22 protein-coding genes and 1 pseudogene are annotated in these 21,701 nt (G+C 53.1%); 13 read left to right on the forward strand and 10 right to left on the reverse strand.

The genetic code is table 11. From position 1 onward, the window contains the following. The first annotated feature begins 148 nt into the window (after window positions 1-148). Window positions 149-523, forward strand: a complete 375-nt coding sequence (locus P3X23_RS00005; protein WP_300871821.1) for an FHA domain-containing protein — start codon at window positions 149-151, stop codon at window positions 521-523. 8 nt (window positions 524-531) lie between these two features. Continuing rightward, window positions 532-1,140: a biotin transporter BioY gene (locus P3X23_RS00010; protein WP_300871824.1), complete on the forward strand. Its 609-nt coding sequence runs from the start codon at window positions 532-534 to the stop codon at window positions 1,138-1,140. A 47-nt stretch (window positions 1,141-1,187) separates the two neighbouring features. Here P3X23_RS00010 and cobN read toward each other — a convergent pair whose 3' ends face one another. After that, the gene (cobN, locus tag P3X23_RS00015) at window positions 1,188-4,862 is read right to left on the reverse strand and encodes a cobaltochelatase subunit CobN (protein WP_300871827.1); all 3,675 of its coding nucleotides are present in this window, start codon (window positions 4,860-4,862) and stop codon (window positions 1,188-1,190) included. Window positions 4,863-5,020: 158 nt separating this feature from the next. On the opposite strand from cobN, the gene P3X23_RS00020 reads away from it, so the two are divergent. Beyond that, window positions 5,021-7,201 (forward strand): ATP-binding protein, encoded by a 2,181-nt coding sequence (locus tag P3X23_RS00020; RefSeq protein WP_300871830.1) that lies wholly within the window; start codon window positions 5,021-5,023, stop codon window positions 7,199-7,201. Here the strand turns inward: P3X23_RS00020 and coaE are convergent. The 3 genes from coaE to P3X23_RS00035 all read right to left on the reverse strand — a co-directional run bounded on the left by coaE (window position 7,172) and on the right by P3X23_RS00035 (window position 9,359). Further along, complete coding sequence (coaE, locus tag P3X23_RS00025; RefSeq protein ID WP_300871832.1) at window positions 7,172-7,780, reverse strand: dephospho-CoA kinase; 609 nt, start codon at window positions 7,778-7,780, stop codon at window positions 7,172-7,174. The two genes, P3X23_RS00020 and coaE, sit on opposite strands and share 30 nt — an antisense overlap. After that, complete coding sequence (locus P3X23_RS00030) at window positions 7,773-8,336, reverse strand: FxLYD domain-containing protein (protein ID WP_300871834.1); 564 nt, start codon at window positions 8,334-8,336, stop codon at window positions 7,773-7,775. The genes coaE and P3X23_RS00030 overlap by 8 nt, the downstream gene beginning before the upstream one ends. Window positions 8,337-8,435: 99 nt before the next feature. After that, a complete protein-coding gene (locus P3X23_RS00035; RefSeq protein WP_300871836.1) occupies window positions 8,436-9,359 on the reverse strand; it encodes a DUF928 domain-containing protein in 924 nt (307 codons plus the stop codon). Between the two features lie 86 nt (window positions 9,360-9,445). Here P3X23_RS00035 and P3X23_RS00040 point away from each other — a divergent pair, with 86 nt between their 5' ends. Continuing rightward, the gene (locus P3X23_RS00040; protein ID WP_367186440.1) at window positions 9,446-10,252 is read left to right on the forward strand and encodes a 7-carboxy-7-deazaguanine synthase QueE; all 807 of its coding nucleotides are present in this window, start codon (window positions 9,446-9,448) and stop codon (window positions 10,250-10,252) included. 2 nt (window positions 10,253-10,254) lie between these two features. On the opposite strand, the gene P3X23_RS00045 is transcribed toward P3X23_RS00040, so the two are convergent. Then, entirely contained in the window at window positions 10,255-11,433 is a 1,179-nt protein-coding gene (locus P3X23_RS00045; RefSeq protein WP_300871839.1) for a hypothetical protein, read from the reverse strand. Between the two features lie 153 nt (window positions 11,434-11,586). Between P3X23_RS00045 and P3X23_RS00050 the strand changes: the two genes are divergently transcribed. Further along, complete coding sequence (locus tag P3X23_RS00050; protein WP_300871841.1) at window positions 11,587-11,931, forward strand: carboxymuconolactone decarboxylase family protein; 345 nt, start codon at window positions 11,587-11,589, stop codon at window positions 11,929-11,931. A 10-nt stretch (window positions 11,932-11,941) separates the two neighbouring features. On the opposite strand, the gene P3X23_RS00055 is transcribed toward P3X23_RS00050, so the two are convergent. Further along, window positions 11,942-13,294 carry a nitrate/sulfonate/bicarbonate ABC transporter ATP-binding protein gene (locus P3X23_RS00055; RefSeq protein ID WP_300871843.1) on the reverse strand — a complete coding sequence of 451 codons (1,353 nt, stop codon included), beginning with the start codon at window positions 13,292-13,294 and terminating at the stop codon, window positions 11,942-11,944. A gap of 284 nt (window positions 13,295-13,578) precedes the next feature. Here P3X23_RS00055 and P3X23_RS00060 point away from each other — a divergent pair, with 284 nt between their 5' ends. The 5 genes from P3X23_RS00060 to msrA all read left to right on the forward strand — a co-directional run bounded on the left by P3X23_RS00060 (window position 13,579) and on the right by msrA (window position 17,905). After that, the gene (locus tag P3X23_RS00060; RefSeq protein WP_300871844.1) at window positions 13,579-13,932 is read left to right on the forward strand and encodes a hypothetical protein; all 354 of its coding nucleotides are present in this window, start codon (window positions 13,579-13,581) and stop codon (window positions 13,930-13,932) included. Window positions 13,933-14,037: 105 nt separating this feature from the next. Then, window positions 14,038-14,514 (forward strand): DUF2214 family protein, encoded by a 477-nt coding sequence (locus P3X23_RS00065; protein WP_300871846.1) that lies wholly within the window; start codon window positions 14,038-14,040, stop codon window positions 14,512-14,514. Between the two features lie 60 nt (window positions 14,515-14,574). Continuing rightward, a complete protein-coding gene (gene acs / locus P3X23_RS00070) occupies window positions 14,575-16,545 on the forward strand; it encodes an acetate--CoA ligase (protein WP_300871849.1) in 1,971 nt (656 codons plus the stop codon). Between the two features lie 37 nt (window positions 16,546-16,582). Then, window positions 16,583-17,158 carry a DUF4340 domain-containing protein gene (locus P3X23_RS00075; protein ID WP_300871852.1) on the forward strand — a complete coding sequence of 192 codons (576 nt, stop codon included), beginning with the start codon at window positions 16,583-16,585 and terminating at the stop codon, window positions 17,156-17,158. An 87-nt stretch (window positions 17,159-17,245) separates the two neighbouring features. Further along, entirely contained in the window at window positions 17,246-17,905 is a 660-nt protein-coding gene (gene msrA / locus P3X23_RS00080; RefSeq protein WP_300871855.1) for a peptide-methionine (S)-S-oxide reductase MsrA, read from the forward strand. On the opposite strand, the gene P3X23_RS00085 is transcribed toward msrA, so the two are convergent. From P3X23_RS00085 to P3X23_RS00095, 3 genes are read right to left on the reverse strand one after another with little or no spacing between them, the layout of a single operon-like run. Further along, entirely contained in the window at window positions 17,902-18,450 is a 549-nt protein-coding gene (locus P3X23_RS00085; protein WP_300871858.1) for a pentapeptide repeat-containing protein, read from the reverse strand. The two genes, msrA and P3X23_RS00085, sit on opposite strands and share 4 nt — an antisense overlap. 43 nt (window positions 18,451-18,493) lie before the next feature. After that, window positions 18,494-19,051 (reverse strand): DUF4126 domain-containing protein, encoded by a 558-nt coding sequence (locus tag P3X23_RS00090; RefSeq protein WP_300871860.1) that lies wholly within the window; start codon window positions 19,049-19,051, stop codon window positions 18,494-18,496. Then, window positions 19,045-19,596: a shikimate kinase gene (locus tag P3X23_RS00095; RefSeq protein ID WP_300871863.1), complete on the reverse strand. Its 552-nt coding sequence runs from the start codon at window positions 19,594-19,596 to the stop codon at window positions 19,045-19,047. The genes P3X23_RS00090 and P3X23_RS00095 overlap by 7 nt, the downstream gene beginning before the upstream one ends. Window positions 19,597-19,667: 71 nt before the next feature. Between P3X23_RS00095 and P3X23_RS00100 the strand changes: the two genes are divergently transcribed. Further along, window positions 19,668-20,312 carry a J domain-containing protein gene (locus tag P3X23_RS00100; protein WP_300871865.1) on the forward strand — a complete coding sequence of 215 codons (645 nt, stop codon included), beginning with the start codon at window positions 19,668-19,670 and terminating at the stop codon, window positions 20,310-20,312. A 48-nt stretch (window positions 20,313-20,360) separates the two neighbouring features. Beyond that, window positions 20,361-20,879 carry an acetolactate synthase small subunit gene (gene ilvN, locus P3X23_RS00105; RefSeq protein WP_149817577.1) on the forward strand — a complete coding sequence of 173 codons (519 nt, stop codon included), beginning with the start codon at window positions 20,361-20,363 and terminating at the stop codon, window positions 20,877-20,879. A gap of 185 nt (window positions 20,880-21,064) precedes the next feature. Here ilvN and P3X23_RS00110 read toward each other — a convergent pair whose 3' ends face one another. Continuing rightward, window positions 21,065-21,214, reverse strand: a complete 150-nt coding sequence (locus tag P3X23_RS00110; protein ID WP_300871868.1) for a hypothetical protein — start codon at window positions 21,212-21,214, stop codon at window positions 21,065-21,067. A gap of 168 nt (window positions 21,215-21,382) precedes the next feature. Here P3X23_RS00110 and P3X23_RS00115 point away from each other — a divergent pair. Next, a pseudogene (locus tag P3X23_RS00115) lies at window positions 21,383-21,701 on the forward strand (hypothetical protein); the annotation flags it as partial.

Consider the following 21,701-nt stretch of genomic DNA (forward strand, 5'->3'; position numbering starts at 1 on the left):
GCACTGAGGTTGATATCTGTAAATTGCCTATTAAACTATTAAAATATTAAAAACATTCAATCTCAGATTCCGTAGGCTTTCAAAGTATCATCCAGCCCTAAAAGCTAGAGTGAAGTACATATGGTAAAAGCATCCGTGGCAGACTTTTATGGCGCACTTTCCCGATGTTGACAAACAAGCATGGCTGATTGTGTGTTCCCAAGGGAAAATAGTCGGCAAGTATCACCTCGCAGGCAAGGCTTTTTGGAAAATTGGGCGAGCCAGTGACTGTGACATTATCATCCATGATCCTTACGTTTCACGACATCAGGCCACTATTGAGCTACGACCTCGGGGCAGTGCCCTAGTGTACCTCATTCGTGACCACAACAGTCGCAATGGCACACTGATTAACGGTACCCCCCTAGCGGATGAGCGGGTATTACACCATGGGGACATTATCATGATGGGGGATACGGATCTCACGTTTCGTTATACAAGTCCGGCTCCGTCAGTCCCGCCTAATGAGTTGCAGCGCTCTTGAGAAACGACGTGTCACCCCTTGATGAATTGTTGTGGGCGATTTTAGGCCTCCTGCTAACCGTCGCCGGAACGTTCATGGAAGCAGCGATCGCTATCCCCAACCTCCTGAATGAGGAAGGACAAGTTGTGTTGCCTACCTCATGGACGGCAATTCCTGTGTACTCGTTACCCGTATCGTATCAAGTGGCGGCAGTTCTTTTCGTTGGCTGTATGGGGGGGCGGCAAGCCGCAGCCCTCTCACAGGTGGCCTATTTAATTCTGGGACTAAGTGGGTTTCAAGTGTTTTCCCAAGGGGGTGGTCTGGACTATTGGCGTGAACCGACATTCGGTTATCTGTTGGGTTTTGTGCCGGCGGCTTGGGTTTGTGGTTGGCTCGCCTTTCGCCCGCAAAAGCGGGTAACCCTAGAATGGCTTGCCTTTAGTAGCGGAGCAGGACTAGTTCTCATTCATCTTTGCGGTGCCCTTTACCTCGGTGGTCTGGCTCTGGCGGGACAATTGAATCAACCTTTGCCAGAACTGCTGGAGCAATATTCACTTGTTGCTTTACCGGGACAGTTGGTCATTGTCTGCTTGGTGGCAGCGGTAGCGCGGGTACTGCGCTGGATTTTACTCTATTAGGATATAACGCTCCCGCCAGCGGCTGAGGTGAGAATGGGGAAGGCCGCCTAAAGTTGTTCAATTAGACCCTCGGCCTCTAGAGCTAGCGATCGCAGGCGGTCTAAAATTTGCGGATCGGGTCTCTGCCACAGTTGACGTTGAGCTGCTTCTAGGAGTCGCTCGGCCATATCCCGCAGTGCCCAGGGATTATGCTGCGCCACAAAGGCTTGCACTTCCCCATCGAGTAAGTAGGTCTGAGCAACACCAGCAAACACATAGTCGGGTACACAGCGAGCGGTGGCGGCATAGCCAAAGAGATAATCCACCGTGGCTGCCATTTCAAAGGCGCCCTTGTAGCCATGACGTTGGATACCTGTTAGCCATTTGGGATTGACCACGCGGGAGCGATAGACCCGCAACAGTTCTTCCTGGAGGGTGCGAATTTTGGGTTGTTCTGGCCGCGAGTGATCGCCAAAGTAAACCGTAGGCTGCTGCCCTGATCGCGATCGCACAGCAACAGTCAAGCCCCCCTGAAACTGGTAATAGTCATCGGAGTCCAGCAGATCATGCTCGCGGTTATCTTGGTTTTGCAGCACCACTTGTAGCTGTCTGAGACGTTGCTCGAGGGCTTCAGCCGCATTGTGGCTCTGTCCTTGCCCAGTGTAGGCATAGCTACTCCAGTAAATGTAGGCACGGGCTAAATCCTCATCGCCCTGCCAGTTTTGTGCTTCAATGAGGCCTTGGAGTCCAGCGCCATAGGCACCGGGTTTGGAGCCAAAGATGCGAAAGCGCGCCCGTTGTTGGGCTTGCTGCGGAGAAAGACCCTGCTGTTGCCAGTGGGCAGTTTCTTGAGCCACTTGAGCAGCCAAGGGATTTTGATCCGCAGGTTCCTCCAATTGACTCACCCGCTGCACTGCCTCATCGAAGAGGGCAATTAAATTGGGAAAGGCATCGCGGAAAAAGCCAGAAATCCGCAGCATTACATCTACCCGCGGCCGCCCCAACAGCGATAGGGGAATCACCTCCAAATCCACGACCCGCCGCGAGGCGCCTTCCCACACCGGACGTACCCCCAACAAGGCAAGGGCTTGGGCAATATCGTCGCCCCCTGTGCGCATGGTGGCTGTGCCCCATACCGAGAGGCCAAGGGTCCGCGGAAATTCTCCGTGCTCTTGACAGTAGCGTTCAATGAGTGCCGCTGCCGCTCGCTCTGCCAACGCCCAGGCAGCCTCTGTGGGTACCGCCCGCAGATCCACTGCATAGAAATTCCTTCCGGTGGGCAGGACATCGGGACGACCCCGAGTCGGAGCACCGGCAGCCCCACTGGGGACATAGCCACCACTGAGGCCATGGAGCAAGTGCTGAATTTCTTGGGGAGTCTGTTGTAGAGCAGGGTAGAGTACGGTGCGAATCCAATCCAACACCTGCTGAGTTGCCCCACCACAGGGGAGGTTTGGGGTGCCGTTGAGCAGAGCCTCCACTAGGTTTGCCGCCGCCACCTCTAGGGCATTTTGCCACTCGCCCACAGAACGATAGCCGGGGACAGGACTGGGAGCAGTTGGATCGGCGGTGAGGGGGTCTAAATCTACCCCTTGGTCTTGGGCCAGCGCGCGAGTAAGACCGATATGCTCTGAGCTGGGACTGCGGGCAATGGCAATGATCAAATCCCGTAACTGTTGCCCTTGCGGACATTGGCCAAGGATATGCAGGCCATCGCGGATTTGGGCATCCCGCAAATCGCAGAGATAGCCATCGGTGCGTGCTAGCCATGCAGTCCATGTTTCCTCTGGATTGGGGGCAGCAATTTCTTGGTCTAAATCCAGTTCTTTGACCAGGGTTTCAATCTGCTGCCGCAGGAGGGTTAAGCGGGGGCGATCGAACTGCTCGGCCGCGTAGTACTCCTCAATGTAGTGGCTAAGGGTTTCTAGGCCACCATATAACTCGGCGCGGGTTAGAGGCGGCGTCAGGTGATCCAAAATGACCGCTTGGGCACGCCGTTTAGCTTGGGCACCCTCGCCGGGGTCATTGACAATAAAGGGATAAAAGTGGGGCACAGGACCTAGGACAATTTCTGGAAAGCAGGTGTCACTGAGGGCAATACTTTTGCCGGGGAGCCATTCCAGATTGCCGTGTTTGCCCACATGGACAATGGCATCCGCCCCAAACACATGGCGCAGCCAAAAGTAAAAGGCCAGATATTCCGGGGTGGGTTCCAAGTCGGGGGCATGGTAATTCAAGCTGGGGTCGCGATCGTAGCCTCGGCTGGGCTGAACACCAACAAAGATGTTGCCCCAACAGTTGCCGGCAATGGGTAAATCGGCAGTGGGAGAGGGCCAGCGTTGGCCGATGGCCGCCTGGGCAGCCTTTGGCAGTGCCTGAAAATAGCGCTGGTAGGTTTCAAGGGGGAGAGTGTAGCGCGGCAGCCGCCACTGATTGCCTTCGGGGTCGTTGGTGTAGGAGCGGCTGAGATGTTGAATGAGGGCATCGCCATCTCTGGGGAGGGGATTAGCGCCAAGATCATAGCCGGCTCTCTGAAGTGCCTTGAGCAGCTCTACGGTACTGTTGGGGGTGTCGAGACCCACGCCATTGGCAAGACGACCATCGCGACAGGGGTAGTTGGCCAAAATCAGGGCAAGGCGGCGTTCAGCGGGCGCTTTACGGCGGAGTTTGAGCCAGTTGGCCGCCAGCTCACTGACCCATTGCAGGCGATCGCGGGCTGGAGCATAGGTGGTTATGGTCGTTTCCACCTCGGGTTGGATTTGCGACACGGTTTTAAAGGAGACTGCGCGGGTAATGATGCGGCCATCCACCTCCGGCAAAACCACGTGCATTGCGAGATCCTGTGGCATTAGACCCTGGGGATGTTGTTGCCAAGTCTCGTAGGTACTGCTGCTGAGAATCACTTGGAACACAGGGACATCTAGCTGCTGCCAAAGATGAATCTCATTGGGTTTGGCGATCGCAAACCCCGTGGTATTGAGAATCAATTCCACCTTGCCCTGCCATACTGCCAGTAGGTTCCGTTGTACTTCCGGGTCTTGCAGTGAGGAGACAAACACAGGTACAGGTGCTAGTTGCCGCTGAATTAAGGCTTGAGCAAGGGCATCAATCACCGAAGTATTGCCTGCCAAGTAGTGGGCGCGGTAAAAGAGAATGCCCACCTGAGGCCAATCCCTGCCTATTTCCCCTTGAATTGGATAATGACCCCAGCGTGGAATCCTTTGGGGGGGCAGGGGGGGCTGCCCCCAACCGCAGCCATAGTGACCAATTAATTCGAGCGCTCGCTGAAAATTCTCCTGTCCCCCTTCACAAAAGTACTGCCACAGGTAATCTACCCGTGCCAGCGGCCAACTCGATAAACTCATTAGTTCCAAATCGGGGCGATCGTCCCCTGGCAGGAGGATCAACTGCCCTCCGCGATCGCCGACCACTTGCTGCGCCACCTCTAGGCCATAGCTCCAATAGCCCCGTCCCCCCAAAAGGCGAATCACAACAACCTCGGCCTGGGCTAGGACGCGATCGCCATAGTCATCAATGACTGCTGCTGCTTGTAGATACAATAAGTTGGCAAGGCGCAGCGGGGGAAAGTCCTTAGGCAATTGGCGGTAGGCGTGCGCTAGCAGGGCAATATCCGTATCCGCTGCCGTTAAAATAACAATGGGAGCACTGCTTTGCTGTAGAAATGCAACATCGCTGTTATCTGTGGCAACAGTCGGGTCATTCAATGTCAGAATTCGATGCATACCTTGACAAGAATCATTAAAGAAACTGGTAGGCTTTTCCCCTTGTCTCCCTTGAGCCGCTACAACGGAAATGAAGGGAAAAAGTTTCTGGCGATCGCGACCCGCAGGGCGATGCCACTTTTTGCGATGAACCGATCAAGGATTGAACTTAAAAAACTATGCGCCCGCCCGTCTTTGATCGAATTTTACCAGCATTTTTCTACGAGCGAATCGCCACAGTCCTGCTCGCAGAAGCTAGCCATCGCGGAGCGACTGTCCTTACCCGTGAAGAACTCATCGCCTCTGCCGATGCCCCTTTTCTAGTCGTCGTGGCAGAGACGTTTGCGCTGCTGTTGCAGGCAGAACCCGTGCCGCAGACGAGTGCCTATCGGGTACAAATTCTCACCGACCCTGCGGCGATCGCCGGCTTCTTGCGCAAAATCCGTAGCCAAGTTCCCGTGAAGCACCGCCCCCTGATCCGCACTGTGTTGCAGCAACTCACTGCCTTGAACGGTCAAGCACAGATGTTGCCCACCGATCTGGCGATTGCCCTTATGGCTGTTCTCAGTGAAGAAACAGCAACTCAGTGTCAAAGCTGTCAACCTTTGGTCACAGCAGCCCTCAATGAGCGTCAAGCCCAAGAACGATTGCTACACCAAGTAACAACCCAAATTCGCCAGAGTCTTGAACTGCCAGAACTGCTGAAAACAGCAGTCGATCGCATTCGCGAGTTTTTGGATGTGGATCGCCTACTGGTGGGGCAATTCAGCTCCACTGAAGGAGAACTCCACGGGAAAATTACCTATGAGTCCTGCCGCCATCAAGATATTCCCTCCGTCCTTGGACTTTGGGATCAATGTTGGCAGTGGTCAGCTTTACCCGCGAGTAGCTATCAGCGCCTGAGCCGCGGCGAAACCATTGTTGTTAGCAACATTGAGCAGTTTTACAAGGAAGTGCCCTGTCTCCGGGACTTCGCTGCCCGGTGGCAAATCCGAGCGTGGTTAATTGTGCCAATTATTGTTCAAGACAAACTCTGGGGGGTACTCATTGCCCATCAGTGCGATCGCCCGCGGCAGTGGCAACCCCAAGAAATTGAGTTTCTCAACCATCTCAGTCAACATCTGAGCATTGCCATCTATCAAGCACAGCTCTACAGCGAACTGCAACAGCAGAAAGCCACCCTAGAACAGCGTGTCAACGAGCGCACCCAGGCGCTGCGGGAAGCTCTTAGTGCCATGGAAGCCGCCCACCGCATCAAAAATGACTTTTTGGCCACCATGAGTCACGAACTGCGCACTCCCCTGACCTGTGTTATTGGGGTTTCCGCCACCCTATTACGCTGGCCCCTTGGCCCGCTGACGGCAAAACAGCGGGAATACCTAGAAATTATCCATGAGAGTGGCACGCATCTATTGGAATTGATCAATAGTATTCTCGATCTCTCTCAGGCGGAACTGGGGCGATCGCACCTGCATCGCAGCACCTTTTCGATTCGGCAACTGTGTACAGACTGCATTGAAGTCGTCAAACCCCAAGCCCATCGCCATCAGGTTAACCTGCACCACCAACTCATGATTCCCCCCAGTCGCGATCGCTTTTGGGGAGACTACCGCCGCATTCAGCAAATCCTCATTAACCTGCTTAGCAATGCCATTAAGTTCACCCCTGCAATGGGGGAAGTCATTCTACGGGCATGGTGGAAAGAGGACGAACTCATTTTTCAAGTGCAGGACAATGGCATTGGTATCCCTGCTCACTTACAACCCTTGCTCTTTCAAAAATTTCAGCAGTTAGATAGCTCCTTTGGCCGCGCCTATCCTGGAGCAGGTTTAGGCCTAGCCCTAACCAAGCAGTGGGTTGATCTGCACCATGGCTGGATTGAGGTAGACTCCACTGAAGGCAAAGGCAGCACCTTTACCGTTGGTCTTCCCGCGATCCCTACAGAACCCCCCAAAGTCAAGCTGGATGTCCCGCCCCTTGCAACAACAGATGTGCTGGTCGAGCCTGCAGGACGGATTGTTCTTGTGAGTGAGGATGAACCCACCGCCACACTGATTTGTTCTATTTTGACCACAGCGGGCTATCAAGTGATTTGGCTGGTAGATGGTGAAGTGGAGCGGCTGCTGGCACTCACGCCCATTGCTGTCCTCTTTGCAGAACCCTTTAGCTATGGTGATGTGCAAGAGCTGGTGGATCAGTTGCGGCAACGCTGCCCCCCAGAGCAACTCAAGATTTTTATTTTGGGATCAGAGGGGAACTATCAGGGGGTGGATCGCTACATTCCCCTGCCCATTCATCCAGAAAGTTTCCTGCAACAGGTAACAATGGGGCTAACTTCCCTCGCCATTTCGGTTCAGTAGAGAAAAAGCTTGATCCACCTGACGGTAGAGTTCCTCAAGGCTCCCTGTATTCCAAAGAACCGTGTCTGCCCGCCGAATTTTCTCCTCTAGGGGCAGTTGACTGACTATGCGTTGGGCGGCTGCATGTCTAGAGAGGCGATCGCGCTGCTGCAGGCGAGCCAACTGTTGCTCAGGTGTGGTGGCCACCACCCAAATGCGATCCACAAGTCCTTCAAGGTGAGCCTCAAACAGAAGGGGAATCACCAAGACAATAAGGGGTTGATGGCAAGTATCAATTACTCGCTCCATCGCGGCAATTACCCAAGGGTGAATTTGCGCCTCTAGCCATTGGCGCTCTTGGGGCTGGGCAAAGATAATTTCCCCTAAACGCGGGCGATCAATAGCGCCATCCCTACGGCAAATTTCGCCCCCATAGCGCTTGACAATGGCTTGATAAATGGGCGTCCCGATGGCAACTGCCTGCCGCGCTAATAAATCGGCATCCACAATGGGCAACCCATAGCGTTGCTGCAAGTAGGCAGCCACCACAGATTTACCGCAGGCAATCCCCCCAGTGATGCCGAGGCGAAGTCTAGACACCCCCCTGCAGCACTACCGCCGGCTGACTCAACCGCACCCGTGCTCCAATATCCGCTGGCACAGTAGGGAGTACTTCTTGATATGTCACTGTCTGACCGGGAGCAACGGTTGCCGGTTCTGGAGTCGCCGCACCCGTTTGCAGAATTTGGCCATTGGCATCCACGACTTCATAGTTAATGGCCTGAATTGTTACTGGTTGGCGGTTATTGTTCGTCACGGTGCCTGTCACCACTGAAGACCCCGGTAACTTGAGTACAGGCTGAAGCTGCGGCTGACCCAAGCGGATATTGCGTAGAAGCTGTTGTTCTAGAACTTTGGGGTCAACTTCCTGGGGAGTCCCCGACGTTGTCGGCGTAGAAGCGGCTGCGGTTGCCCCCGACAGGTTGAGCAAATGATTCCAGTAGCGTTGATTACGACCCCAGTCATCGGGAGAGTTGCCAATAATTACAATGTCACCCGCCGCCCGTTGTGCCAAGGCAGGCAGGGGGGCGATCGCTCCAAGGAGCACAATACTGGTTAGCCAAAGGGGAAATGGCAATCGGGCTATCTTGAGCATGGCACACGTTCCTGTGAATGCAGCCTACCTTCTATCCTAGTGCAACTTGATGTGGGATTTGGGGTCAGCCAACCGCCCTCAATATCGGCACAGGAGACTCTAGCGCAACAGGGGCATATTGACAATTTGCGGATCAATCCCCGCACTCTTGAGCACGTCCTGCCACTGCTGTTTGATTGCGGCATCATTGGGATTGTTTTGCTGCAGCGCCACAAGGGTTGCTAAGGTATCATTCCAGAGTTGACTAATGGCCAAAAGGGGCAAGCGATCGCGCGGTGGCATAGCGGTGATCACTTGGGCAAGGTTGCTATCTAGCTTAGCCCGCTCAATCCAGCCGCTGACAAAGGGATTGGCATCCGGTTCATTGGGCTTACAGATGAGGGAAAAGAACCACTGGTATTTTTGCCCTGGTTGCAGCTTCACCTTAGCGGCATCCACCGTCACGGGTAAAATCCCTGCTTTACCATGGAGGGGCACCTGTTGCCTCAACAACAGTTCTCCCGCTTCCGAAAGCAGCAGCAGTTCTGCCGATTTTGCTGTGGTTTGGGGGACAAAGAAAAAGAGACTGGGATTGGCCGCAGCCGTCATGCTCAAGTTGTTATCGGGAACAAGGGCGACAATTTTTGCCAGGGAGCCTTGGGTACACTCACCAAAGCGGGTGGCGCCTGCAATCCGTTGCCCCGGCATGCCACGATTTGGGGGCACAAAGATGAGACGGTGACTCCCCTGGGCAGCGTAGCGATCGCGAGCAATATAGGCTTCCACATTACCGATAGCCGTGAGGGCATAGCGATCGCTGGGACGCAGGCTGAGGGCACGGCGGAAATTCACTAAAGCGGATTGATAGTCCCGCTGAGCAGTTAGTTGGTAGCCCCGCTGCATGTAGCGATCGAACTCACTGGCTTGATGAGCGGGATTTTGGGCAACAGCAGGTAACACTGGCAAGATGACTGGCAGGGCACTCGTTCCCATTGCCAAGGTACCGACAAGTAGCCACAAAAGGCCGAAACGATGGGCAGACATAGCATTTACCTACTGAAACGCTAACTATCTTTAAGGTACTATTGGAAAGAAAGTTCAACGGTGATCAGGCTTGCACATTCCCTGTGATTTCTGTAAAAGAGCAGCAGACTAACACTAATTCCTCCCTTGCACAGATTACGCTTCCTTTGGTAGAGATATTTTCAGCCATTCAAGGGGAAGGCGCCAATGTGGGGTGTCGGCAAATTTTTATTCGCTTGGCGGGCTGTGATCTCCGCTGCACCTACTGTGACAGTGCCCACACATGGTTTGTTCCCCCCCATGCCCTGATTGAAGAATCCACTGGCGATCGCCACTTTCAACGGATTCCCAATCCCGTTACTGCTGCTCACATTCTCGAAGCTGTACAACACCTCAACACTCCGCCCATCCATGACAGTATTAGCCTCACCGGCGGTGAACCGCTCCTCCATGCAGCAACATTGGCACAATTTTTACCCCTGCTAAAAGCTCATAGCTCACTGCCCCTCTACCTGGAAACCGGGGGACATCATCCAGCGGCACTGGAACTGGTTCTTCCCTATCTTGACAGTGTCGGCATGGACATCAAGCTCCCCAGCGTTAGTGGTGAGTGCCATTGGTCAGCCCATGAAGCCTTTTTGCGCCTGTGCGATCGCGCCAGTGTTGAGGTCTTTTGCAAAGTGATTATTTCCCAAACCACCGACCCTGCCGATCTCGATCGGCTCAGTGCTCTTGTGGCCGGCGTGAACCTCCATATCCCGGTCTTTCTGCAACCTGTAACACCCGTAGGTACCGGCCGCTGTACCCCTCCACCCACTCCAGCCCAAGTCCTCGCGTGGCAAGCGCAGTTAAAGGCACGGTTGAGCAATGTGCGCGTTGTGCCCCAAACCCACAAATTTCTAGGACAGCGCTAGGGCTATTTTTTAATCAAAATATAGGCATGGACATAGTTCGGTAAGCGACGGGCAGCCGCTTGATAGCTGGCACGGTCAGGAAAAATCCCCGCCAAAAAGTCCAACTGATAGAGATTGGGTACAAAGGCTCCCCCCGTATCGGCAATAACGCCAAGGTGCAGTTTTGGGGGGGTACCCCGTGTATCTTCAATCACTACGACTCGCCCTAGGCCGATATTCCAGACATCTCCGGCAAAGGTCACCTCCGGTTCGATATTGATTTTGTTTTCAATCGTACTGCCGTAGCCCTTGATGGCCGCCACCTCACGAAAATACCAGTAGCGTCGCTGCTCGTAGGGAGAAACTCCCTTCACAAAAGGAATGCCATTGTTGCGATCCACATTAAAAAAGGCTTGGCCACCATCGCTAAATTGGACGAGAATCGTTCCTTGCATCAGGGCATCTTCAAATGCGGCGCGCGTCAAGTAGGCCAAGGGCTGCACCTGTCCATAGAGAGAACCGCCGGGTTCAAAAATTCCCGCGAGTACTTGTTGCTTTGTGAATTGCCGATAAAATAGGTTCTCTGGTTGATCGGGAAGGCGAGGCGGCAAGGCATAAAGAGCTGTATTGTAGGTGTCTGTGCGGGTGCGCGAGCCGCGATGGGTAAACACCGCATAGTTGGTCAGGCGCAATTCCTCCGTTTGATTTGGGTTGCGGGGGTTGTGGGGCAGCCACTGGATCACGCGAAAGTGCTGATTAATAAATGCTGCATCTTGTAAACGGATCGGGCGCTTACTGCTAATGTCCTCTGTCAGTGTTGCAATCATAAAGTCCAGCGTGTCGAGGACTTGGGCTAGAGTGACGCCTTTAATGGCAAGAATCCCCTCCCGCTGGGCAACGACATCTGTATCACCAAACTCTTGAAAATAGTGGCGGGTGTTGCGCAATACTTGGAGTAGTTTCATAGGTGCTGTGCTAATAGGTCGCGAAGGCAGGGGGCGATCGCGAAATAGGCTGCGCCCATCCACTTGAAACTGGGGCTGGCCAAATTCATTCACGGCTGTGTACAGAGGGTTGGTTGGAGAGGGAATCACCGCTGGCGGTGTCTCTAGGGATGCTGTCAATCCTGTTGCCCCTTGACCTCCCAGCATCAGGAGTAATCCACTGAAAAGACCAGCCGTACTAACCCATCCAAATTGCATACCTACACACTGAATATTGCTTAACTTCTCAATCATTCCCTAACCTGTTCTTGTCGTCAAAGGGACATGAAGAAGAAAAAAACGTTGAAGTTTCAGCGGCATAACCTCCCTTAGCGACGATGATAGAAGCAACAGCAATTTTGGAGGACAGCGATGTACACCGAGCAAATCAACCACATTAAGTCCTACACCGCAAAACTAACAACGGCAATGCCAGATGCCATGAAAGCTTTTTATAACCTGAGTCGCGCCTCTTCAAACCCCGGTGCCCTCGATAGTAAAACCAAAGAGTTAATTGCCTTGGCCATTGGCGTCGTCAAGCACTGCGACGGCTGCATTGCCTTCCATACCCGTGCTGCTTTGCACGCGGGCGCAACCCCTGAGGAAATTATGGAGACTCTGATGGTGACCGTGGCGATGGATGGCGGTCCTGCTTTGATGTATGCTACCCACGTGGTAGAGGCACTAGAAGAATTTAGCCAAGGGCAAGCTCAGTAGGCAATTCTTCTCAAATGGCAGTTGTTTCAAGGGGCAACGGCTCTTCAGTTTCACTAGTTTCAAGGAAAATTTCCCTAGCGGGTTCATCATAGCTAAAGAGTTCGGCGTAGCGTCCCCAGTCAATGGCGGTATTAAGCTGGCGATCGGCTTCTTGGGGCGTAAAGTGCCGCTCTAGAATATCGAGCACCAAACTCTCAGGGATGCGATGGTTTTGTTTGGCCATCAAGAAGGTGTGGATTTGCTGTACAAGGCGGATATGCTTAAGAAGTTGCTGGCGAATAATCAGCTTGCGTTGGTCAATGTCCCCCTGAATGAAGGCATTGCCAATGGGGGTGACACTGATGTCGCCCTCCTTGAGTTCCACTAGTTCCATCATCTGGGCAGCTTCGACAATGGGCAAAATGTCATCTAGTTCCAGCTGCAGCTCCTGAGCAATGCGATAGAGGTCTTCTTTGCGATGTTCAAGAAGTTCCAATAGACCGGCAATCGAGCCAATGCGCACATGGGGCAGCAGTGGATAACGGGGTTCTTGACTGGTGGGCAGGGTGGTTGGCTTGGGTTCCAGTTGCTCTAGTTCATCTACATGGGGGTTGGTGAGAATTTTATAGATGCGATCTACGGTGGCTTGAAATTCCGGATTCTTGCGATCGCGATAGTGGGGCAGTGTTACCGGAAAATCTGCCCGCACCCGGCCGGGATTGCTTCCCAAAACAATAATACGATCGGCGAGAATGACCGCCTCTTCAATGTGGTGGGTGACAATCAAGATACTCTGGGTGGGAATTTTGTGCTCTAACCACAGGTCGAGAAGTTCAAAGCGCAGGTTCTCCGCCGTCAGCACATCCAAGGCTGAAAATGGCTCATCCATACACAGGAGTTCTGGTTCGACTGCTAGAGCACGGGCAAATCCTACCCGCTGCCGCATCCCCCCCGACAGTTCCTTGGGGTAGGCGTTTTCAAAACCATCTAAGCCGATAATGTCAATCATTCGCAGTGCCTTGCGCCGCCGCGATCGCGGGCCTTCCCCCAGTGCTTTTAGCCCCAGCTCCACATTTTCCAAGACAGTGAGCCATGGATAGAGGGCTGAACTTTGGAAGACAATCGCTGCCCCTGGATTCAAGCCCTGCATCGGCTGCTCGCGGTACAATACTTGCCCAGATGTAGGTGCAACCAAACCCGTAATAATACGCATCAGAGTTGATTTACCGGATCCCGATGGCCCTAGGAGGGCAACAATTTCCCCTGTGCGCAATTCAAGGTTAATCTTTTCCATAATGCTAATGACCTGACCGTTAGGTTGACGGTAGGCCTTACCGACATCCAGTAAGCGGACGAGCGATTCCCCTTTGGTTTTGGCTTGCATAGTCCTGCATCCTGTGGCATTTCAACCGTTAACCTACCATGAGGATTTAGGTCTTGGCGAGGTTGGCAGACAAAAATTGCCCTTTAAGAAAGGGCTGCACCGTTGTTTGCCCATCCCGTAATGGGGAAGGGTAGAATAAAAACAGTTTATATCTGAACAGCTAAAATTGACCATTTCGCCAGAGTAGGCGATCGCTAGCAACTGCTGTAATTTTCCATAGTTTTCCTTTGACGTTATGTTATAAACTAATCAGCGGTTTCTTCACAAAAGGTAACAATTCCGCTATGGGACTTTTTGATGGCCTTTTCCGTCGGCGCAAGCAAGCTGATGCCCAACGGAGTAAAGACTTTTTTCTCGATCCCGATGAAGCCAAGACCTACGGCAACATTGAGTACATGCGTACCCCCAAGGTTGTGAAAAAAACGTTCCCTGCCACTGGTGGTGCCAAAGAAGAAGTAGAAGTCGTGGAGTTAGTCTCCTCCATTGAAAAAATCAATCCCGAAGAAGAAAACAAAGGTAAAGCCGAACCCAGCGTCAGTGAGGTGGTAACGCCCCCCGTAGAAGAAGAGGAACGCCGCCGCAAAGATCCCAGCTTAGACCTCTTTCGCTCCATGGCCAAAGATCTACGCCGTGGCTAACGCCTCAAAACCTCTGGGGCTTGGCACTTGCACATCCCGGTGCTGCCCCCTAGGATGAATACAGCTCTTTTTGCAAAGTCTCTCACTCGCCAAGGAAAATTTCGGATGAACGCCCTTTGGAGCAGTGCCGCGATCGCCTATCTGCACTATCTCAGTTTTATGGTGGCTTTTGCTGCCCTTGTTGTGGAGCACCTCACCCTGCGCAAAGATTTAGACCTCAAGCAGGCTTGGCAATTGGTGATCACCGATGCCCTCTATGGCATTGCCGCGGTGACCGTTCTTGTCACAGGCATTTTGCGGGTTCTCTATTTTGGCAAAGGCAGCGAGTATTATTTGGCCAACCCTGTCTTTCACCTCAAGGTGGGCTTATTTATTTTGGTGGGGCTGTTGTCGCTGTACCCGACAATCTCCTTTTTGCTGTGGATTAAACCGTTGCGAGAAGAGAAAGCGCCAACCCTAGAATTGCCAGCGGTACAGCGCTTAACGTGGGTGATTCGGGCTGAACTAGCTTTTCTTAGCGCCATTCCCCTATTGGCAGCAATGATGGCGCGGGGGATTGGTCTAGATTGGGTTCAACGGTAAGACCCTTTAGCTGGGGAGCGATCGCCCCTATCATAGATCTTGCTGCCACGGATAAAACGGATGAGTCAGCCCACAATTGAGTCCATTCTGCAGGAACGCCGCCTTTTTTATCCCCCCACCGATTTTGTGGCCAAGGCGCGGATCAATTCCCTTGAGGCCTACAATATCCTCTATGAAAAGGCCAAAGCTGATCCTGCCGCCTTTTGGGGCGAATTGGCTGAGCAGGAATTAGAGTGGTTTCAACCTTGGGATCAAGTTTTAGATTGGCAACCGCCCCATGCCCGATGGTTTGTCAACGGCAAAATTAACATTACCTACAACTGCTTGGATCGCCACCTCAAGACCTGGCGCAAAAATAAAGCAGCCTTGATCTGGGAGGGAGAACCCGGTGACAGCCGCACCCTCACCTATGCCCAATTGCACCGCGAAGTGTGCCAATTTGCCAACGTCCTCAAACAACTGGGGGTGAAAAAGGGCGATCGCGTGGGCATTTATATGCCGATGATTCCCGAAGCAGCCATTGCCATGTTGGCCTGTGCCCGTATTGGCGCCCCCCACTCTGTTGTCTTTGGCGGATTTAGTGCCGAAGCTCTCCGCGATCGCCTTTTAGATGCCCAAGCCAAACTTGTTGTCACCGCTGACGGCGGCTGGCGCAAAGATGCCATTGTGTCCCTTAAAGATCAAGTGGACAAAGCCCTTGCCCATCAGGCGGTTCCCAGTGTTGAACATGTCTTGGTGGTGCAGCGCACCCAACAGCCGGTTACGATGGTGCCCGGTCGCGATCACTGGTGGCACGATTTGCAAAAGGGTGTCAGTGCCGACTGTCCTGCCGAACCCATGGACAGTGAGGATATGCTCTTTATTCTCTATACCTCCGGTTCCACTGGCAAACCCAAGGGGGTTGTGCACACCACCGCCGGCTATAACCTCTACACCCACATCACCACTCAGTGGGTCTTTGACCTGCAAGATACCGATGTCTATTGGTGTACGGCGGATGTGGGCTGGATTACGGGTCACAGCTACATTGTCTATGGGCCACTCTCCAACGGGGCAACCACCCTCATGTACGAAGGGGCACCCCGCGCTTCCAACCCCGGCTGCTTCTGGGATGTTATTGAAAAGTACAGAGTCACAATTTTCTACACCGCTCCCACGGCCATTCGTGCCTTTATCAAAATGGGGGAACACTTGCCCCGGTCGCGAGATCTTTCCTCACTCCGCCTGTTGGGAACTGTGGGCGAACCCATTAACCCTGAAGCATGGATGTGGTACTACCGCGTTATTGGCGGTGAGCGCTGCCCGATTGTGGATACGTGGTGGCAAACGGAAACGGGGGGTCACATGATCACCTCCTTGCCAGGGGCAATTCCCATGAAACCCGGCTCTGCCACCAAGCCCTTTCCGGGGATTTTGGCGGATGTTGTCGATCTCGAGGGCAACCCGGTGGGCGTCAATGAGGGTGGCTATCTAGTGATTCGTTACCCTTGGCCGGGGATGATGCGCACAGTGTATGGAGATCCCGATCGCTTCCGCCGCACCTATTGGGAACACATTCCGCCGCGCGATGGCCAGTACATTTACTTTGCTGGTGATGGTGCCCGCAAGGATGAGGATGGCTACTTTTGGGTAATGGGACGGGTTGACGATGTAATCAATGTGTCTGGTCACCGCTTGGGCACAATGGAAATTGAATCGGCATTGGTCTCCCACCCTGCGGTTGCGGAGGCCGCCGTGGTCGGTAAACCCGACGAAATCAAAGGGGAAGAAATCGTTGCCTTTGTTATTCTTGAAGGATCGGCTACCCCCAGCGATGCCCTTCAACAGGAGCTAAAGCAGCACGTCGTCAATGAAATTGGTGCCTTGGCGCGGCCAGCGGAAATTCGCTTTACCGATGCGCTGCCCAAAACACGGTCCGGCAAAATCATGCGGCGGCTCCTCCGTTCCCTTGCTGCAGGTCAAGAGGTGGCTGGGGATACCTCGACATTGGAAGATCGCTCGGTGCTGGATAAGTTGCGTCAAGGAGCTTGAGAGTCTGTCTTATGGATGAGCCTATAATTAATAGGTAATGGCAAGTGGTATCCGCACAAAAACACTAGTTCTTTTAACAACAGCGGCTGTTTTAGGCGGCGGTCTCTTTCTTTTTGAGCAACAACTGCCCAGTCCCAATAGCAGTGATAAGCAAACCCAAAAACCCCTCTTTCACTTTCAAGAGGCGGATGTTGCAGCATTGAAAATTACTGCCCCTGATTACAGCCTGAACCTGAAAAAGTTGGCTACAGGCAACTGGGTCATTGATCGGGAAAAGCAAACCCCCGCAGAAGAGGGCGCCGTTGTTTTCTTATTAAATTTGTTGGCCACAGGTCAGCGCGATCGCTCTTTTGAAGTACCGACTGAACGTGCTGGGGATTATGGCCTCGCTCCGCCAATGGCCACTGTGGATATTACGCTCCAAGATGGCCAGCGGCACCGTTTACGCTTGGGCGACACCACCTTTGACGGCCTCAAGCTTTACGCAGAAATTGACCCGCCAGCGGCACCGCGCGAAAAAATGACGGTGACCTTGGTTCCCCTTGACCTTAAAAATGCCCTCCAGCGTCCCTTACAGGAATGGGAACGGCGGCAACCACCGGCAGCAAACTAAACCTGAGACGGCTGTGAATCCTGGCACGACTCACTAAAAGCTCGTCAGAATAGAGAAACGTAGTAAATCATTCAGTGGACATCAGTTATGGGATTCTTCGGATTCAAAAAGCTGACAATGCCTAGCCCCAGTGCAGCGTTGCCCGGCCGGGCAGAACCAATGCCAGTACCAGCGGCTCATCTTGTGAAGGGTTGTCCCTTGACCCCTCCCTATCCCGAAGGTATGGAATTAGCCATGTTTGGCATGGGCTGCTTTTGGGGCGCTGAGCGCAAGTTTTGGCAAGTCCCAGGGGTCTATGTCACTGCGGTGGGCTACGCAGGCGGCTATACCCCCAATCCCACTTACCAAGAGGTATGCACTGGCATGACCGGCCACAATGAGGTGGTGCGCGTGGTCTTTGATCCCCAGCAAGTAACCTATGAGGAGTTGCTCAAGGTCTTTTGGGAAAATCATGACCCCACCCAAGGAATGCGCCAAGGCAATGATGTGGGGACGCAATATCGCTCCGGTATTTACTATTACTCCCCTGAGCAAAAAGCCCTTGCAGAAGCTAGTCGCGATCGCTACCAAGCAGCCCTAAAAGCCGCAGGTTACGGCACGATCACCACTGAAATTCTGCCAGCCCCTGAATTTTACTTTGCCGAACCTTACCACCAACAGTATCTCCACCGCAATGTAAATGGCTACTGTGGTCTTGGGGGCACAAAGGTTCCCTACGAACTAATGAGTGCTACCCCTAGCGTTTAGTAGAGATTGAGGCGATAGGGCATGCGGGGACGGTAAACATCGCTAAAGTTGGTCTGACTGACACTGGCATTGCTTAGCCGTGCCCACTGCATATTTGCCTGTTCAAGGCTGGCACCGTCGAGAAGGGCACCGCGAAAATCGGCGTAACGCACATCCGCTCCTGTTAAATTGCTGTTGCTGAAATTGGCACGGGGGGCACGGCTATGGCGCAAAATTGCATGGCTAAGGTTCGCACCACTCAGATTGGCCTGTTCTAAGTTGGTTCGTTCTAAATAAGCGGCGGCGAGGTTGGCATTACTCAGATTTGCCCCTACCAAATTGGCCACCATGAGGTTGGTATCTTGGAGGTTGGCGCCCTGAAGATTGGCACCATGCAAATTTGCTCCCGCCAAGTTATAGCCCCGTAAATCGACATTCTGCAGATCACAGCCGGGACAAGCATTGGTTTGCACCAGTTGCTGCAGGGGGGAAGGCATGGCAAAGGCAGCACCGCTGGTGAGGGCGACACTAATCATTGCTGTTGCGATGAATGCCTGCTGGTTCACATCCACATCCTCCTACCACGTTAGAGCGACTTTAACACAAGTACTAGGAACTTCGCTGCCGCTGACGAGAGCGCTGATGTCGTTGCTGCCAATCCTTCGCACTGCGAACGGCTAGCCACAACAACAGTAAGGCAATCAACCCGCCCTGCTGGGGTGCCCTGAGGGCAAATAATATTAACAGTACGCACAGGATATCTTGGCCGACAATCACCCAGCGGGGTAGTTTTCCGAGGCGATAAAACCAGCCCACCTGCACCAATTGCAACACAAAGGCAAAAAGACCACTGAGGGTAGCAATGAGCCATTGGGGGGTTTCTGTTGCTGTGGCTACGGTCATGCCAAGGAGGGCACCCACAAGGGGACTAAAGCACAGTTGCACAAGGATAATCAGGCGGTAGCCCCAAATATTACCCGCCAAAACAATCTCAAGAAATGACCAAGCGGTTAAAACACCAACCACCCCATAGGGGGAAAAATGGCGCAGTAAGGGTACCTGTGACCAGAGTTGTTCTCCCTGCAAAAGTCCAATCAAAAGGAGGGGAAGTGCTAACCGTAACCCGCCGGCGGCTGCTGCTGAAAGAATCGCTAAAACTTCTAACATGGCTCAGTGGGTTTCAAAATACCCGGTAAGGCTTCCCAGAGGCGATCGCACACCGTTTCAGGGGTATCTTTGGCCGTGATATTTAGCTCCAAATCCGCCTGGGCATAGAGGTGCTGCCGTGTTTTCAGCAATTCGCCCAAGCGCTCCTCCAGGGGCTGCTTCTGTAAAAGGGGACGTTCCTGATCATGGCGTAGGCGTTGACAGAGAACCGCAAGGGGGACAGAGAGCCAGACCACAATCCCATGACGCAGATAACTCCAGTTCATCGGGCTTAAAACAATACCGCCGCCTGTGGCCACTACTAAATGATGATAACAAGAGACTTGTGCCAAGACCTGTTGTTCCAACTCCCGAAAGGCAGCTTCCCCCTCTTGGGCAAAGATCTCGCGAATGGGGCGTTGACGAAACTCGGTAATCACTGCATCCGTATCCAGAAAACCATAGCCTAGGCGTTGTGCTAAGAGCCGACCAACGGTGGTTTTTCCAGCCCCCATCATGCCCACTAGATAAATATTGACTCCCCCAAGACGTTTTTGCAGTTCCATAGACAACTCTTTCTCGACACCGCCAAATCAGCACTCTACCCTAAACTATGGAAGGGTTTCTTGCAATTTCCATGTCTCAGCCCAATCCCTACACCACGCTACAGGTAGCAGTAACGGCAACCCAAGCCGAGATTAAGGCGGCCTATCGGCGCTTAGTCAAGCAGTATCATCCCGACTACCACCCCAGCGATCGCTCTAGCCATGAGCGAATGGCCGCTATTAACGCTGCCTATGAAATTTTAGGGGATGAGCAGTGCCGGCGAGCCTATGATGCCCAGCACCGCATTCATCAAACCAACGCTAAACCCAATATTCAACGTTCCCAAGCCGCCGATCGCGAGCTAGAGGAATGGCTGGCGCTAACCTATAACCCTGTCAGCCGGACTATTAAAGCAGTCTTGCGATCGCTTCCCCGGCAAATTGATGCCCTTGCTGCCGATCCCTTCGATGATGACCTCATGGATCAGTTTCTGACTTATTTACAGGACTGTCGCCGTGCCCTGACCCGCGCCCGCTACACGTTCCAAGCCCAACCCAACCCCGCTGCCGTGGCCAAGGTGGCAGCCCACCTCTATTACTGTTTGAATCAACTGGTGGATGGTCTCGATGAGCTAGAACAATTTAGCCACAGTTACGACGACCGCTATTTGCACACTGGACAGGAACTCTTTCGCATTGCCCATCGCCTCTTTGCAGAGTGTCGGCTTGTTCGCTAAGCTAGAAAGAATTAGCATCCCAGCATGGCAGCAAGATTCAATCCCAGTATGAAACATACCCTATCGGTTTTGGTGGAAGATGAAGCGGGTGTGCTCACTCGCATTGCCGGTTTATTTGCACGGCGTGGCTTTAATATTGAAAGCTTGGCGGTAGGTCCTGCGGAGCAGATTGGCATCTCCCGCATTACGATGGTGGTGCCTGGCGATGATGCCATTATTGAGCAGTTGACCAAGCAACTCTACAAACTCATCAATGTCCTCAAGGTGCAGGATATTACGACGATTCCCTGTGTGGAACGGGAACTCATGCTCCTGAAGGTGAATGCCACAGCTAGCACCCGCTCTGAAATCTTGGAACTGGTGCAAATTTTCCGCGCCAAGGTGGTGGATGTCTCCGACGATTCCCTGACCATTGAGGTGTCGGGTGATCCCGGCAAGATGGTGGCCATTGTTCAAATGCTCAATAAATTCGGGATTCGCGAAATTGCCCGCACAGGAAAAATTGCCCTTGTGCGCGAATCTGGGGTAAATACGGAATACCTCAAGTCTTTGGAGGCACGGGTCTAATTGGCGGGAAAGTATTGCTGGTTATTGCTTGCATTGGGAGCGATCGCCCTCAGTAGCTGTACTAGTCTCCCTCAGTAGATCAGAATTCCTTGCCCTTGCGCAAACGGGAAATGCAAGAGTCCCTACAGGGAGTACAAGTTGCTGCGGAGTTTTTCAACCCAGCAAGCCAGATCAAGGGGCAGACGCTACGGCTGGTGACTGAGGGCTGCACGGATTCCATGGCTCAGTTGCAGGAGTGCTTGCAAGACCCCAGTGGGTTTGACAGAAACATCCCATTGCAACTGCGCTCCTTTTGCCAAGATTTGCCAAGATAAGAGTTGCTGGAGACTGCTCACGCCCACAGGACATTACACGAACGCGCTGAATTAGCTTTTATCGGCACAATAAATTAAATTGACGTTAAGACAGGATTACTTGTTTATCATAGCAAGTCTCGCTTGGCATAAGGGAGAATCAGCCGAGATACAATCGTCGTGGATATTCACGGGTGTGGAGTGTCTTGTATGCTGCGGCTGCCGATTCAACCCCTTTGGCAAAAGATTTCTCAGTGGCCAGTGTGGGAGCCCACACGGCTGGCGATCGCCAGTTCAATTTTTCTGCATGCCGTCATCCTTGCCTTTGTGCGTGTGCCAGAACCCACACCGCCAGAGTTGACCAGAGATCAACTGGTGCCTTTGGTCAGCCTTTCACCAGAACTGGAAGCGGACTTACCTTCCATTGAACCACTCTTGCCCACAGAACTGCCCCCCCTTGCCACCACCACGCCACCACCTCTGCCATTTACAGGCATTGAACCCCCTCCCCTTTCCTTTGCCACCTTGC

Source organism: Thermosynechococcus sp. Uc (assembly GCF_029335995.1).
In the GTDB taxonomy this organism is placed as follows: domain Bacteria; phylum Cyanobacteriota; class Cyanobacteriia; order Thermosynechococcales; family Thermosynechococcaceae; genus Thermosynechococcus.

Excerpts from the sequence above, each read along its gene's own strand:
- P3X23_RS00065 (WP_300871846.1), top strand. The coding sequence starts at position 14,038 with ATGAACGCCCTTTGGAGCAGTGCCGCGATCGCCTATCTGCACTATCTC.
- P3X23_RS00035 (WP_300871836.1), bottom strand. The coding sequence starts at position 9,359 with ATGTCTGCCCATCGTTTCGGCCTTTTGTGGCTACTTGTCGGTACCTTG.
- P3X23_RS00020 (WP_300871830.1), top strand. The coding sequence starts at position 5,021 with ATGCGCCCGCCCGTCTTTGATCGAATTTTACCAGCATTTTTCTACGAG.
- P3X23_RS00090 (WP_300871860.1), bottom strand. The coding sequence starts at position 19,051 with ATGTTAGAAGTTTTAGCGATTCTTTCAGCAGCAGCCGCCGGCGGGTTA.
- P3X23_RS00050 (WP_300871841.1), top strand. The coding sequence starts at position 11,587 with ATGTACACCGAGCAAATCAACCACATTAAGTCCTACACCGCAAAACTA.
- msrA (WP_300871855.1), top strand. The coding sequence starts at position 17,246 with ATGGGATTCTTCGGATTCAAAAAGCTGACAATGCCTAGCCCCAGTGCA.
- P3X23_RS00100 (WP_300871865.1), top strand. The coding sequence starts at position 19,668 with ATGTCTCAGCCCAATCCCTACACCACGCTACAGGTAGCAGTAACGGCA.
- P3X23_RS00030 (WP_300871834.1), bottom strand. The coding sequence starts at position 8,336 with ATGCTCAAGATAGCCCGATTGCCATTTCCCCTTTGGCTAACCAGTATT.
- cobN (WP_300871827.1), bottom strand. The coding sequence starts at position 4,862 with ATGCATCGAATTCTGACATTGAATGACCCGACTGTTGCCACAGATAAC.
- P3X23_RS00055 (WP_300871843.1), bottom strand. The coding sequence starts at position 13,294 with ATGCAAGCCAAAACCAAAGGGGAATCGCTCGTCCGCTTACTGGATGTC.
- acs (WP_300871849.1), top strand. The coding sequence starts at position 14,575 with ATGAGTCAGCCCACAATTGAGTCCATTCTGCAGGAACGCCGCCTTTTT.
- ilvN (WP_149817577.1), top strand. The coding sequence starts at position 20,361 with ATGAAACATACCCTATCGGTTTTGGTGGAAGATGAAGCGGGTGTGCTC.
- P3X23_RS00075 (WP_300871852.1), top strand. The coding sequence starts at position 16,583 with ATGGCAAGTGGTATCCGCACAAAAACACTAGTTCTTTTAACAACAGCG.
- P3X23_RS00045 (WP_300871839.1), bottom strand. The coding sequence starts at position 11,433 with ATGCAATTTGGATGGGTTAGTACGGCTGGTCTTTTCAGTGGATTACTC.
- P3X23_RS00095 (WP_300871863.1), bottom strand. The coding sequence starts at position 19,596 with ATGGAACTGCAAAAACGTCTTGGGGGAGTCAATATTTATCTAGTGGGC.
- P3X23_RS00060 (WP_300871844.1), top strand. The coding sequence starts at position 13,579 with ATGGGACTTTTTGATGGCCTTTTCCGTCGGCGCAAGCAAGCTGATGCC.
- P3X23_RS00005 (WP_300871821.1), top strand. The coding sequence starts at position 149 with ATGGCGCACTTTCCCGATGTTGACAAACAAGCATGGCTGATTGTGTGT.